General features: G+C 65.8%; 15 protein-coding genes. 10 read left to right on the top strand and 5 right to left on the bottom strand.

Annotated elements, in window-relative coordinates:
- Positions 1–408: 408 nt before the first annotated feature.
- On the top strand, positions 409–1,542 hold the full coding sequence (locus tag NP3_RS43890; protein WP_157124961.1) for a hypothetical protein: 1,134 nt from the start codon (positions 409–411) through the stop codon (positions 1,540–1,542).
- A 458-nt stretch (positions 1,543–2,000) separates the two neighbouring features.
- Here NP3_RS43890 and NP3_RS43880 read toward each other — a convergent pair whose 3' ends face one another.
- The 5 genes from NP3_RS43880 to NP3_RS43860 form a co-directional block, all read right to left on the bottom strand.
- Entirely contained in the window at positions 2,001–2,225 is a 225-nt protein-coding gene (locus NP3_RS43880) for a hypothetical protein (protein ID WP_063047611.1), read from the bottom strand.
- Positions 2,226–2,230: 5 nt separating this feature from the next.
- Positions 2,231–3,901: an amino acid adenylation domain-containing protein gene (locus NP3_RS43875; protein ID WP_063047610.1), complete on the bottom strand. Its 1,671-nt coding sequence runs from the start codon at positions 3,899–3,901 to the stop codon at positions 2,231–2,233.
- A 107-nt stretch (positions 3,902–4,008) separates the two neighbouring features.
- Positions 4,009–6,093: an FtsK/SpoIIIE domain-containing protein gene (locus NP3_RS43870; protein ID WP_063047609.1), complete on the bottom strand. Its 2,085-nt coding sequence runs from the start codon at positions 6,091–6,093 to the stop codon at positions 4,009–4,011.
- The gene (locus NP3_RS43865) at positions 6,072–6,821 is read right to left on the bottom strand and encodes a RidA family protein (RefSeq protein WP_157124960.1); all 750 of its coding nucleotides are present in this window, start codon (positions 6,819–6,821) and stop codon (positions 6,072–6,074) included. Before NP3_RS43865 ends, NP3_RS43870 begins: the two co-directional genes overlap by 22 nt.
- A gap of 64 nt (positions 6,822–6,885) precedes the next feature.
- Positions 6,886–7,185, bottom strand: coding sequence for a hypothetical protein (locus NP3_RS43860; protein ID WP_157124959.1), 300 nt, complete (start codon positions 7,183–7,185; stop codon positions 6,886–6,888).
- Positions 7,186–7,388: 203 nt separating this feature from the next.
- Between NP3_RS43860 and NP3_RS43855 the strand changes: the two genes are divergently transcribed.
- The 9 genes from NP3_RS43855 to NP3_RS43815 form a co-directional block, all read left to right on the top strand.
- The gene (locus tag NP3_RS43855) at positions 7,389–7,637 is read left to right on the top strand and encodes a hypothetical protein (protein ID WP_063047606.1); all 249 of its coding nucleotides are present in this window, start codon (positions 7,389–7,391) and stop codon (positions 7,635–7,637) included.
- Positions 7,634–8,047, top strand: coding sequence for a hypothetical protein (locus NP3_RS43850; RefSeq protein ID WP_063047605.1), 414 nt, complete (start codon positions 7,634–7,636; stop codon positions 8,045–8,047). The genes NP3_RS43855 and NP3_RS43850 overlap by 4 nt, the downstream gene beginning before the upstream one ends.
- A gap of 36 nt (positions 8,048–8,083) precedes the next feature.
- On the top strand, positions 8,084–8,920 hold the full coding sequence (locus tag NP3_RS43845) for a DUF6551 family protein (RefSeq protein WP_063047604.1): 837 nt from the start codon (positions 8,084–8,086) through the stop codon (positions 8,918–8,920).
- A gap of 67 nt (positions 8,921–8,987) precedes the next feature.
- A complete protein-coding gene (locus tag NP3_RS43840; RefSeq protein WP_157124958.1) occupies positions 8,988–9,242 on the top strand; it encodes a hypothetical protein in 255 nt (84 codons plus the stop codon).
- 78 nt (positions 9,243–9,320) lie between these two features.
- A complete protein-coding gene (locus NP3_RS43835) occupies positions 9,321–9,818 on the top strand; it encodes a single-stranded DNA-binding protein (RefSeq protein ID WP_063047602.1) in 498 nt (165 codons plus the stop codon).
- A complete protein-coding gene (locus tag NP3_RS43830; protein ID WP_063047601.1) occupies positions 9,818–10,165 on the top strand; it encodes an RRQRL motif-containing zinc-binding protein in 348 nt (115 codons plus the stop codon). The genes NP3_RS43835 and NP3_RS43830 overlap by 1 nt, the downstream gene beginning before the upstream one ends.
- A complete protein-coding gene (locus tag NP3_RS43825; RefSeq protein WP_063047600.1) occupies positions 10,162–10,440 on the top strand; it encodes a hypothetical protein in 279 nt (92 codons plus the stop codon). Before NP3_RS43830 ends, NP3_RS43825 begins: the two co-directional genes overlap by 4 nt.
- Entirely contained in the window at positions 10,437–11,291 is an 855-nt protein-coding gene (locus NP3_RS43820) for a hypothetical protein (RefSeq protein ID WP_063047599.1), read from the top strand. Before NP3_RS43825 ends, NP3_RS43820 begins: the two co-directional genes overlap by 4 nt.
- A 337-nt stretch (positions 11,292–11,628) precedes the next feature.
- On the top strand, positions 11,629–14,029 hold a 2,401-nt coding region (locus tag NP3_RS43815; protein ID WP_218025063.1), incomplete at its 3' end, for a DNA primase family protein.

Genomic DNA, 14,029 nt, shown 5'->3' with positions numbered 1-14,029 from the left:
ACGTTACCAATTACCGGATTCGAATCCGGTAATTGGTAACGTTACCATATCGTTTCTTGTAGGGCAATACTGTACCCTGTAATCTGTATTCTGTCAATCCTGATCTCTGGGGCTTTCTGGCGTTCACCTGGGGCTTTCCCTTCTCGGCTGGGGCTTTCTCTCTCGCTCATGATTCCAGTATACGGCATGGCGTACAGAATTCGCAACCCATCTGGCCATATTTCTTGTAATCTGTGGCGGCAATGTTCTGACCTGCAATTATTCCGGGTGACGGTTCCGGATTCCGGCGTGTCACGTTACCAGGAAACCATAATTCCGGTAGATTTTCGGCAGGATTCCGCATCAATCCTGTTGTGAATTCTGTAATCCTGTAATAGGATGGTGATACACCACAACGAAGGGGAACCAATGAGCAACGTGATCGAGGTTACCGGCCCCGCCGACCCCCCCGCCGATTCGGGCGAGGGTCAGGCCCGCTTCGCGGTCGGGGAGGCGTGCGGGGTTTGCCGCTTCCCGGTCGGGCCGGGCCAGATCTGCGGCAACACCGTGTACGCGAACGTCGCCTCCGGTGGCGCGCTGCCGAAGTACTGCGGGCAGGCCGGCCAGGCCGAGTGGCAGGCCCAGCACGGCACCGAAGGCAATCCGGGGCACCTGTCCGACCGCGCCGGGTACCCGCGTCGTCGTCTCGACCTGACCAAGGATGACGTCGCGCGCCTGGCCCTCGCGGAGGCGGCGCGGCGCGGGATCGGGCGACGATCGGCAACAACGGCCGAAAGCGCTTCGCCCGCAACAACTTCGGCCGATGCTGCTCCGGTCACCGATGCCGTCGCGGCTCCGGCCGCGACGGTTCCCGACCTCGCCGCCGCGCTGCCGGAATCCGCGGTCGATGCCCTCGCGGAGTTGGCGCGGCTCATCGCGGGCCGGGTCGTCGCGATGCGCGCCGAGATGGACGGCGTACGCACCGCCGCCGACGAACGAGTCGCACAAGTCGAGCGCGCGGGCGAGCAGCTGGCCGAAGAGCTGGCCAAAGAGCGTGCCGGATTGGAATCGGACCGCGCAGAAGCCCAAGCCGCCCGCGAGCGTGCCGAATCCGAGATCCGCGAGGCGCGTGAGGCTCAGCTCGTCGCGGAGGGGCAGCTGCGTGAGGCCCGCCAGCGCATCACCGAGCTGGAGCAGGCGAGCATCGATGCCGGGGAACGGCACCGCGGCGAGATCGCCGAGGTACGCCAGGCCGAGGAAGCGCGCTACGACAAGCTGGTGGCGGCGTTCGCCGCGACCACCGCCGCCCGCGAGAGCAAACCCGCCCGCCGTAGCCGTGAGCTGTCCATCACTGATGACGGGGTGCGCGAGATGGCGTTGCGTATCGAGCGGGGCGAAGTGACCTGGGGCGGGGACGCCGGGTGGCTGCTCGGGAATGCCAAGTCGACCAGGCCGGGCGCGCGGACGCTGGATCACATGGCCACTGCCGGATACCTGGACATCGGCGAGGGGGAACCCGGGCCGGTCACGCTGAGCGAGCAGTATCGGACACGCGACAAGTAGCACGCATGCGAAAGGACCCCCCACCCGAAGCATCGGGTGGGGGTCCTTTCTGCTGGTCAGATAGCACTGATGGCACTGAATACACTGAACCCACTGCATAGGTACGGACCCCGGCCGAATCGCCCGAGGTCCGTTGCTGTCCAGGGTTCAGAAGGGCGGGTCGTCCCAATATCCGTCGGGTACGCGGGTGGGCGAGCGAGGGATCATCCGGTCGAGCCACGCCGGTATCCGGACCGCGACCAACGGCTCAGAGCACCGCCCGCACGCGACCATATCGGGCTCGTCACCGTCCGGGCCTCCGGTCCACCAACCGCCCTCGCCGTCGCAGTCTGGGCAGTCAAAGCGCGGCGCGGTATGCAGCTCCCACGCCACCCAACCGCCGCCGCATTCGACCCATCGGGAGATCCGCGGAAGGCGGTACATCGGGAGATTCAGCCAAAGGCGGCGCATGTGCCGGATCATCGCTCGGGTACCTCCGGCACCTGCACGTCGAAGATCTCGCACAGCTCCATGAAGTTGTCGACGTAGATGCGTTCGAAGTCGCTCGGCGGTTTGGTCGAATCTCTCGCGTACTCCAGGAACTCGATGAAGCCGCGCTCGATCACGTACTGGATGAAGGCCAGTTGTTTCGGGGTGAGGGTGAAACTGTGGGTCGGTTCCACCGACTCGTCGGGAGAGGTCACGTCTGTCAGCCTTCCTGGTTGTCGTTGCGGGCGGTATTCAGGATCAGATCGGCGTAGTGATCGGATGCCCAGGCGTGCACCTGCAGCAGGACGCCGACCATCACCGGGGCGACACCGAACTTGAACACCTCCACCTTGTCGACGGGCTGGCCTTCCGGCGGGAACAGGTGCGGGCCGACATTGAGCGCGAGCGTGGTGGTCAGCAGCGCCAGCTCGACCGCGATGACCTTCTTCTTCTGCTCCGGCGCCATCGAGCGACCCCAGCGTGTGGCCGTGGTCGAGGCGACCATGATGACGATGAGCGGAAGGCTGATCATCGCCTCGACGCCATAGGACAGCCAGAACAGCGGATCGGCCTTGTTCCCAGAGGGCACGAGGTTGTGCTGTGCGTTGGCCGCCGACCACGCCATGCCGAGCACGACAGCGGCGACCAAGGCCCGCGCCGACCATTCGGAATTGCGGGTCAGCTGGGCGAGCTTGGCGTCGTCGGAGGTGAGACGGCGTTTTTTCGACCGGGCGCGCTGCAGCCAGCGCGCATCGGATGCCTCGGCCTTGGAGACGGCCTCCGCGGTGGCCTGGTCTCGCTTGGCGACGGCCAGCTGCGCCGCCAGACGACGACGGCGGATCACGCGCTCACCCTCGCGCTCTTCTTCGGCGAGCAGGCGCTCCTTGTCCATCTCGTCATCCGACAGGGCGGTGTAGAGGGCGGGATCGGCTTGCAGGGGCAGCCGGGCGTGCGCGTTGGCCACCCGCGCGGCCAGATCCGCGGTTGCCTCGTCGACCGCTGGCGCCGATGTTTCCTCGGGCTCGTCGGCGGGCTCGGGCTCCGTGGATTCCGTGCGTGCAGTACCCTCAGTGCCCTCTGACCCCGGTTCGGCCGGCCTTTTGGTCGCGTCCTTGCGGTCCTGGACGAGTTCGGCGAGGACTTCGCGGGTCAGCGCGGGCAGGTCGGCGGTGTCGGTCAGCCCGCGGCGAGCACGCTCTTTCTTCACGATCCCGCGCACGTACCGGGGCGAGGCGGACACACCGTGCGCATCCAGCCACTCGATCACCTGGGTCGGGGTGGGCGTGCCGAGCAGGTCGAACACGTACCGGATCTGAGCCGCTTTGGAGTCCTGCGCGTCCAGGGCGGTGTCTGTGTGCATGGGGGCATCCTCCTCGGTGGGTGCGGCTTCCGCCGGAACGATCCCCACGCTGGGTGCGGCTTCCAGCGGAACAATGACGGCTTCCGGCGGAACGGTCGGGTCCTGCGGCGGAACGGTCCTGCTGTTCGGTGCGGCTTCCGCCGGAACGCTCCGGTGTTCCGGCGGAACAGTCTGATCACCGCGAGCGGCTTCCGGCGGAACAACAGCGGCTTCCGGCGGAACGATCCGGTGTTCCGCCCGAACGTCAGCGGAAGCCGCCGGAACAGTTCCGTTGTTCCGGGTCAGTTCCGACGGAACAGCGGCGGCGTGCTCCGGAACAGCCGTGCCGGGGTCGTCGGACTGTTCCGGTGTACCTGTTCGATTCGGGACACGAGTCCGGAACTGTGCGAGTTGTTCCGCAACGTCGCCGGAACCGGTGCCCGCGGTCTCCGGTGTCACGATCCGTGGGCCGTCTGGGGTCCACAAGGAGACTCCAGTTCGGGACATGGCAGGGACGATAGCGGTGTCGGCGGTGTTGGTGGTGACGGTCATGTCCTGTGTTCTCCCTGGGTGTTGGGCACTGATGATGCTGTTGGTACGGAGGGCACTGCATGCAGTGCTGATCGTCTTGCGTGTAGGCGCACCGAGCGGGGGACCGCTCAGTTGCCGCCCCGGGCTTTGTTGTCCAGTTGATTCTTGAGCCGGTGGTAGTCCTGGCGGCAATTGCGGTCGCGGCAGTACTTCGCCGGACGTCCGCCGGTGACCTGTTTGAGCTCACGGCCGCAGTACAGGCACCGGCCGGGGCCGGGAGCCTGGTCGATCAACGGCGCTTCCTCGGTGCCGTCACCGACCGCGCGCAGCGGGAACACCTTCCCGCCCTCGTCGGCGGTGTGGGTGGCAGCGGCTTGGGGCTGCTGCTGGTCCTCCCACATCGGGGGGCGCTTGGCGCCCAGCTCGGCGGTGATCTGGTCGCCGATGTCGTAGAGGGCTTCACTGGGCAGCAGGTACATGCGGGTGCGGACCGGCCGCTGATGCGACATCAACCGCGCGATCGCGATGCCCTGGGGCATCGGGTTCTCGGAGTTGGCCGCTTCCTTGGCCAGGTCTGGCAGGCCCGGCAGCAGGTGGTCGAAGTCTTCGCGTGCCTCCACTCGGTGGCAGATCCGGTCGAACAGGTTGATCCGGATCGCGGTCGAGAGCGACTCGTGGTCGAGCTTCTGATCGGCCAGGGTGATCCGCCCGCCGAACTTGGCGACCTGCTTGGCCACCTTCTTGAGCTTCTCGTTGTACTTCTTGTCGTGGGTGTAGTTGGAGTTCTCGTCGATGAAGATGTTCCACAGCGGAACCTCGGCGCTGAAATCGGTGATGCGGTCCGAGCGCAACCGCGCGAACAGCTGCTTACGCCGGGCCATCTCCTCGAGGATGATGTCGAGCATCGCGACGGCGTCCTTGGGGTCCTGGGAGTCGCACACGTAGTCCGCGCACTGCCAGAACGGTGCGACCGTCGCGCCGTTGGGGTCGATGATCACGGTCACGGTGTCGCGCATGAGCAGTGAGGCCAGGATCATCGTGTAGAGGGTGACCGACTTGCCCGAGCGGGTGGCTCCCTGCACCGCGCGGTGCACACCGTAGGCGAAGTTGATCGGCATCAAGCCGCCGAACTCGTTGAGTCCCAGCAGCACATCGTCGTAGCAGCTGAGCGAACCGATCGGCACGGCCGAGACGAACCGCGTGCCGATCGTGCCATCGGGGCGGGGCTCTTTGATCGCCTTGATCAGCGGGGAAGGGAGGATTTCGGCGAGGGTGTCCACCACATACAGGTCCAGGCGCACCTTGTTGCCGTCGACGTCGTGTACCCGCACCTTCCACACATCCATCGACGAGGACAGCTTGTCGGACTTGGCGCGCAGATCCGGACCGGACACATCATCGGGCAACTGCACCCGCACCCGCGCGCCGACCGGTGTCCAGCAGACGCCGTCGTCGGGGGTTTCCACGCTCGCCGAAGGAACCAGCTGCGGCCACGCGCCCGGATCACCGCCGCTGGGCGCTCGGCCGAACCCCAAAGCGGTCCACATGTCGCAGGCCTGCCACGAATCACGCAGCCGGATCAGCGCCGGATGCAGCCGCGGATGAAACGCATCGAGCTGATCGCGGTCCACGACCGGGTCGACCACACGCAGATCCAGGCACACCACATTTCCGTCGACGTAGGAAATCTGCACCCTCGGCACATCCAACGAGCTGGCGATTTTGTCCAGGCGCGCGTCGAAGTCACGCGCGGACGGCCCATCCGGCAGCTTCAGCGCGATACGCGCCCCGGTCGGCAGCCACAGCGCCAGCGCGGGAGGATCGGTGGGCCATTCCATCAGCAGCGGGAACGACTCCGGGCCACGCGCGTCAGCCAAGCGGCCCAACCCGAGCGAGGACCACAGCAGCTTGGACTGCCACTCATCGCACAACCGCCACAGCGCCGTGTGCAGGCGCGGGTGGAATTCCGAGGTCCACTGCGTCCATTCGGCATCGGCGGCGGCGCGCTCACGGGCGAGCCGCGACGCCTTGGACGCCTTGGACGCGACGGCCCCGAAGACACCGAGCCCGGTCATGGCAATCATCCCTCCAGGGCCGGTCCACCCGGCCATCCCGAAATTCTCTGCGGTCTTGTAGGCGAAGATCCCGCCGAATGTCACCGTGAGCCCTCCTGCCACGGTCCCCAACGCGATCAGATCGGGGTTGCTGCCCATTGGGCACCCCACTTCACCCGGAGCCCCCAGCGAGGATTCGGGAGCCGGTTTCCATGCTGATCAGTGACCTGGAAGCGGGCGAGGTCGAACCGCAGCGTCCACAGGTCCCCGCGCAGCTGCTTGAGCGGCGGCGCGACCGGAACCGCGGGGGAAATCAGCGGGCGCGACGGCGCAGTCAGCTCACGACGGCGCGCACCATCGCGGGTGAACACCAGGCCCACATCGGTGTAGGGGTTGTCCGGATCCAGCTGCACTCGCGCCTCGATCGCACCGAACGCCGAAGCCAGCGCGGGCGCGACAGCATGCCAATCCGCCGGAGTCTGACCGGGCAGCATCCGCACCCGCACCACATCGACCGCCGAGCCGGTACGGACCTCGGTCAACCGCGGGAAGCTCTGCACACCGTTCACGGTCTCGGCCAGCCCATGCCGGGTGACCACGGCATTCCAGCGACGCCGGTAATGCCACTGCGAGACCGTCGGCTTGTCCTCCTGGCGGCTGCGGACGGCGACGCGCACCGTGAGGGCCAGCGCGCCCACGACGATCAGAAGGCCGGCCAACGCCAGCAGCGCCGGCACCACCATGCCCGCGGCCAGCTGTACCCATGCCGCAATCCGGTCAACAGTGAGATTGCCTGTGTACCCGGCCAGCCCAACCCCCGCGCCACCCAGAAAGAACACGCACTGAGCAGTGTCTTTACCCGTCCACGGGTCACGCTGCGCGCTCATCGGGCCAACTCCCGCACATCGGCGCGGACACCAGCCACGAGACCGGCAGGAAGGCGCTGAGCTGCTACTCCTGTGTTGCTTCGGCTTCCGGGTCGTCCGGTTCCTCGGCAAGGGTTGCGTTCAGCTCGTCGCGCACCTTGCGCCAGTCGGTCAGCGGAGGATCGGTCAGCAGACCGAACGCAAGGGTTTCCAGCATGACCTGAACTCGTACGCCCTGCCTGGATGCCAGGCGGTTCAGTGCGGAGCGCAATGCCAGGTCCATGCGGACTCCGACCTGGGGTTGTCCTGTTCGCGCTCCTGGCTCGTCCAACGCGCGACGGATGGCCGCATTCACCTTCTGCTGCTCGTCGCGCTGCTGAGACATGTTGACATGTTCGCACGTCAGAGCGCGGGCAGTCACCATGGCCATTTGGTTTGTCATCACGTGTAGTCATCTCTTCCGTGCCACCTATCAGGGTGCTAACATCTGTCAACATGATGCTAACAAACTCTGACAGACTCGTACAGAGTGATGACACGCCGATCCCGTACCTGCCCACCGACCAGGCACAGAAAGAGGCTCCAGCGATGAACGAGATCAACCAGTTCAACCAGTCCGAAGATGGCGTGATCCGGGTCGGTCAGCTCTGGCGCGACCGCCGAGAGTCCAACGTCCGCACGCTGAAAGTCGAACGGGTCGTTGGTGATCGGGTCGAACTGCGGGTGATCCGCCAGGAGTACCAGGGCGAAGTCACCGAGCCGATGCGCACCACGAACATGACGGTCGCGCGCCTGATGAGCCGCAATTTCATCCTGGAACAGGAGACACAGCGGTGAAGCTGCTGCACCAGGCTGCCCCGGATGTGCTGCTGCGGCGGGAGAACACGGGCCTGCGGCGGGAGAACGCCCGCTTGCGGGACGAGCTGACCGATGTCCGGCGCGAGCTGGACGCGGCCCGCTCTGCAGTCGCCTCACAGCAGGTCGATATCGACGATCTGCTCGACCTGGCGAGCACGTACGTGCTGACCGCCCCGGCTGAAAGGCTCTTCGGACGGCCTGCATGGGATCGGTGGGCCTGTCACGACACCCGAGCGCTGACCTGCGCGCAGGCACACACGGTGATGCAGCAGCACCGCCGGTGCCTGACCGGCGAGTGCCAGATCCGCACTACCGCAGTCCGGTTGCTGCGAGATGCCGGGCACCTGGCCCCAGACTCCGCCAGGCCTGGCCTGTCCTCCTGCCTGTGACCACCGAATCTCGTTCCAAGACAAGGAAATCGAAGCATGACCGCAATACTCGAACGGCCGCACACCGAGACGCCGGACCCCGGCGAGAGCGAGCCGGATACCTATATCGCCGCGATCAGCGTGCGGGAGATCTTCGCCGATCACACCTATCAGCGGGAACTCGACGAGCGGCGGGCTCAGGGGATGGCCGCGGCGTGGGACGTGCGCAAGGTGGGCGTGATCGACGTGTCCGATCGCGGGCCCGATGAGGCGCCGCGATACGCCGTGATCAATGGCCAGCATCGGTGGTGGGCGGCGGCGCTGGCCGACCCGGCTCATCACCTGGTCGCTGTCGTCCACACCGGCCTGACCGTCGCCGACGAGGCCCGCTTGTTCTACGAAATCGACGCGGGCACACGCCGGTTGACCACGTGGGACCGGTGGCATTCGCGCCGTGCCGCTGGGGATCCGGTGGTGGCCGAGATCGAGGCGATAGCCCGGAAGGTCGGCCTCGTGGTCGATCAGTCCGGGGCGGACGGATATATCCGCTGCACCGCGACTCTCGAACGCGTCTGGCGGCTCGGTGGCCCGGAGTTGCTCCAGGCCGCGCTGCTGTTGATCGCCGACATCTGGGGTCCGCGCATCGATGCCGTCGACTCCCCGCTGGTGCACGGCGTGGCCCTGATCCTGCACACGTACGCCGATCGGCTCGACCTGAACCGGTTCGGCGACGTCCTGATCGATTACGAGCCCCGCACCATCAAGGCCCGCGCCGGGGCGCTGCGCGAGAGCGAACGGGGCAACGCGGGCAAGCTCGCCGCCTTGACCATGGTCGGCATCTACAACTCGGCCAAAGGCACCCGGAAATTGGATCGGACCGAGCTCACAGCCTGACAAGCAGTGCGGGACCAGCCATTCGGTAGATGGCTGGTCCCGCCCGAATCATCGTAGGAGAACAATCTTGACTAGCACCATTTCCCCAGATCACCGCATCGAAATCCTGGTGTTGGCGAACGACCGCGACGACCGGTCGCAGCTCACCGCGCAGGCACTCGACGCGCTGATCGACTTCGATCCCGCCGCGGTCTTCGTCCCGGTCCGGCTGCGCATCCGGCAGGCCGGTCGCGACATCTTCGACCAGTCCGGCCCACTGTCCTCGGTGCTCTTCGGCCTGACCGGCTGGGGCTACGACGACAACACCCGAGCGCTCCACTGAAAGCAGAGCACCGGCCAGTCCATACCTGGCCGGTGCTTTCCCATCTTCACATCCGACCGAATCAGGAAGAGACATCACATGTCCGGAGATACCGTCATCACCGTCATAGGCAACTTGGTTGCCCCGGCAGAGCTGCGTTTCACGCCCAATGGCGCGGCCGTCGTCAATTTCACCGTGGCCTCCACACCCCGTGTGTTCGACCGCCAGACCAACGAGTGGAAGGACGGCGAGTCGCTGTTCTTGCGCTGCAACCTCTGGCGCGAGGCGGCGGAGAACCTGGCCGAGTCCGATCTCTCGAAGGGCGCGCGGGTCATCGTGGTCGGACGGCTCAAGCAGCGCACCTATGAGACCCGTGAGGGCGAGAAGCGCTACGTGACAGAGCTGGACGTCGAGGAGGTCGGGCCGTCGTTGCGGTGGGCCACAGCGACCGTCAAGCGGGCCGCTCGCGCTGCGGGCCAGGGCAATGGGCAGCAGCAGGGCAAGGCGAAGGCCAGCGCACGGGACGACAATCCGTGGTCGCCGCCGGCGAACTCCTCCTTCGGCGGCAACCCGCCCACCGACGAGCCGCCGTTCTGATGACTGCACCGGTCTACCGATGGCGTTGCGCGCCACGGTATTTGCGGACCCGCCGCCAGCTCGCAGCGGTGGGTTTGCGGCCGAACGGGCAGGACATCGCGGGCAAGCTGCCCTATCGGCGCTGGGGTCGTCAGTACGAGGCGTACCTGTACGACATCCGCCTCGCAGCACCGAAGCGGCCCGCGACGGCGGCGCAGCTGGCGGCACTGGAGCGGGCCAACCGTGAGCGCCAGCTCCGTGCCGCAGAACGGCATGGCATCGACCGCAGCGAATTCAATCACGTTGAGAGCGGCCCTATTTGGGCCACACCGATCGAAATAGACAACAGGAAGGATCAAGCAGCATGACCAACCCGGACGAGACCGCCACACAGGAACTCGTGGTGGATAAGGCGCTGCGGCAGGCATACGAGTCGCTTGCCGCCGCTGCCCGCTTGATAACGACCAGCAACGGCGAACGCGCATCGAGGGTGATCGGGCAGCAGCTCGACGCCGCATTCACGGCTGTGGAAACCCTGATCGAGTTGCGTGCTGGAGACCATGCCCGCACCGCCGCGCGATTCGGAGTCACCGGACCGAAGGCCCCGGCCGCGATCGATGAGGCATCGGAGGCCCGGAAATGAGCAAGCCGACCATCGCCGAACTGTCCAAGCGACAGAATGCCGTGGCCGCCCAGCTGCGATATGCCGATGACGAGACCCGGGCAGACATCATCGAAACCTGCTGCGGTGACCCGATGCGCGTGATCCCCGACAGCAGCCACTTCGGCACCGGGTGGCTGATGCACTGCCCGGAAGGGTGCGGGCATAACGAGCCTTGGGGCTATGAGGTTCTCGACGCCGACGAATTGCCCGAGACCGAATGGGACGACTACATCGCCCAGTTCACCGCGGCGATGGCGCGTCTCGAGGAAGCACTCGCCAGCAAGAAAATCCTGGAGGAGGCGCACCATCTGGCCGATCGGCTGGCCTTCTTCGAGAACGCCGTTGGTCAGGCCGGCGCAGACCGGTCCTACGACTACGCGGTCCATATGGCCGACCCCTCCGCATCGGCCGAGGAGTTCGAGAACGAGTACAACGCCCATGTCTCGCGCATGGAACAAGGACTCAGCCAGGCCCGCACCGATCTGGAGCGTTTCGAGCACGATCACCACGACACCCTCGCTGCGGCGGGTCGGGTTGCCCCGAAGTCGGAGCAGACAGCAGATGTGATGGGCGGCAAGGAGATTCGGCCCAGCAAGTCACTGGCGGACATGATCCGGGACTATGAGCCTCACCGCGTCATCGAGGCACATCACCCGGTCTACGCCCACATCGTGGGCTGGAGTGCGTGGTGGATATCGCGCCTGCTGCGACGAGCACCACGTGCTCTGTGCAGCGAGCTGCTGCAGGCTGACCTGGACCTGCCGCTGGATGCCCCGCTCTGCCCGATCTGCCTGCAACGCAACGGATCGAAGCGGATCTACCGGATGTGATCCGTGTGGGCTGACTCACACCCACCGCGCGTGTGACTTCGGTCGGCGCGCAGTGGGTTTCCGGTCAGAATCGCGCGAGTTCGCGTGTCGGTACGCCGAATCCGGCGCGTACCGGCAAGAGTGTCCAGGAAGAAGAAAACCCGCCCTCTCAGTTCCGTTTGGGAGCGGAACTATGCGTGAGAGAGCGGGTCAAAATAAAGCGAAAGCTTCGGGACAGAACGATACACGGGTGTTCCCACACCCCGCGACAGGACACGACAGGTCTGCACACGAGCGGACAGACGTATACGCGTATCGACTGCTCCCGAAGCTTTCGCCCTGATCCCTTGAAGGGGCGATGAGCACACCCGTATCGAACGAACCGACCGGCGACGAGACCCGTACCGCCGACGAGACCTCCACCACCAGCGCCGAAACCTCCACCACCAGCACCGCTGCGCCGCGTCGGCGTGGCCGTGGTCCTGGCCGCAAGAAGTCCGCGGATTCCACCCAGGCCGAGGCCGTTGGCGATGAGAACGTCGTCTTTCTCAACGAGGCCGACCGGCTGAATCAGATTCAGGGTCGTATCCGGACCAAGAAGGGTCACTGGCTGCGGTCGCTGACCGATCTGGGAAATTCCGAACGCTATCTCGACATCTACAGCGGTGATCTGCTGTTCGTCGACGAGTCCAACCGGTGGCGCGGCTACAACGGCAAGCACTGGCGCGACGAGACCGGCGACCGCGAGCTGCACACCCGCGTCAAACGGATCGTCCGCGATATCTGGGGCGAGGCCCAGCACTGCACTCCCTTTTTTGCCGAGGAGGTCCGCAAATGGGCCAGGGAGTCCGAGGCGAAAGGCTCGATCAACGCCATCAAGTCACTGCTGGTCAGCGAGTGCGTGGTGTCGGTGGAGGATTTCGACAGCGGCGCTGAGGCCGACACTCTGAATCTGATCAACGGCACTTTGAATCTGGAAACCTTCGAACTGCAGCCACATGCCAAAGAGGACATGCTCGCGAAGTTCACGCCGGTCACTTACGACCCGGAAGCGACCGCGCCGAACTGGGAAGCGCATTTGGCGTGGGCCATCCCGGACCCTGATACCCGCGAGACCGTACAGCGCTATCTCGGGTACTGCATGACCACCGAAACCCGCGAGCAGAAAATGTTCTGCTTCTACGGGGCAAGGGGCCGCAACGGCAAAGGCATCGTCGTGCGCCGTATCGAACAAGTGCTGGGCTACGACGAGAAGAACCGCAGCAGCGCCGAGCACTCCTACGCCCAGGCCGCGCAAGCCTCGCTGTTGTTGTCCGGCAAGCGTGGCCTCAATGACGCGAGCCCGGATCTGGCCGATCTGGTCGGCAAGCGGTTCGTCTCTCTGCAGGAGACCGGCGAAGGACAGAAATTCGATACGGTGCGGCTCAAGTCGCTCACCGGTGGTGACGCCATCCGGGCGCGGTTTCTCAACCAGAACCCTTTCCAGTTCACCCCGGTCGCGAAATACGTGCTGTGCACCAACAATCGCCCGGAAGTCCACGGCGATGATCCCGCTACATGGCGGCGTCTGTACTTGGTGAATTTCCCGAATTCGATTTCCGATGAAGCCCAGGACGCCGACCCGCATTACGAGGAGCGCATCGCAGCTGAGTCGTCCGGCATTCTCAACTGGCTGTTGGAGGGATTGCGGAAATGGCGCGTTGACGGGCTGCGGATCTCGGAGGCGATCCGCGCCGACACCGCCGCCTACCGTGCCGAACAGGATCGGCTCGGACAGTTCATGGACGAGTTCCTGGAGGAGCGCGAAGGGCATCTGGTCAGCTCTGCCGTCGTGTACAAGCTGTATCAGAAGTGGGCGCAAGACAGCGGCCAGGGCGCACTCGCCAAGCAGCGGCTCCGGGCGCAGCTGAGCACCAAAGTCGAGGGCTTCTACGTCAAGAAGACCGGCAACCCGAGCGAGCAGTACTACGGCGGGCTCGCCTTCCGTGAAGGTGTCCAAGTCTCCTCCTTCGAATGCGCTTCCCAGAAGAATCCGCCCGAACGCGACGACCCCGGGGCGCCGCCGCCTGAGCACACCGCGCACTACGCTGCCAAGCGTCGCGCCGCCGCGGCGATGGCCGCCCAACAGCAGACCGCCAACGGCGGTGCTGAGCCGTCCCAGGACGCGATGGCGCCGCAGGCCGTGCCGGTCACACCGGCCCCGTCGATGCACGGCTGGTCTCGGCTGTGCAGCCGCGACCGGCACGATGAGTGCGCCCGTGAGCGCGCGACGAACTGGATCACCGGCGTGGAATGCGTGTGCCCATGCCACGACGATGACGGCGACGAGACGATGCCGCTGGATTTCGAACCGACCCCGGACCCGGCCGCGGTTGCCGATCTGAGCGCCGATGAGCTGGACATGCTCGCGGAACTCGACGCCGACCAGGGCATCGATGACCGCATCGATCCGGAGCCGAAGCCAGAACCAGAGCCCGAACCCGAACCGGCGCCCGCCGACGCCGGCATCGATTCCCGCATCGATGCCGAACCCGCCGAGCCTGCCCCGGAACCGGAGCCAGAGCCCATAGCGGAGACCGAGCGCTACAGCGAGCGCACGTTCCGGCCCTGGACCCTCAAACCCTCCGCCTACGTCGATATCGCCTCCGGTGAGGGGATCTGCGACGACGGGACCACCTTCACCGTGGCCAAGCGCGGCCAGCTTGCCTCGCTCGCCGAGCTGCTGCGCGCGCTGCCGCAAGGCATTTCGTTCGTGCATC

It is taken from the genome of Nocardia pseudovaccinii NBRC 100343, assembly GCF_001613225.1.
Classification (GTDB): domain Bacteria; phylum Actinomycetota; class Actinomycetes; order Mycobacteriales; family Mycobacteriaceae; genus Nocardia; species Nocardia pseudovaccinii.
Note: the sequence above shows the minus strand (reverse complement) of the source record. Positions and strands in the feature narration are given on the sequence as shown.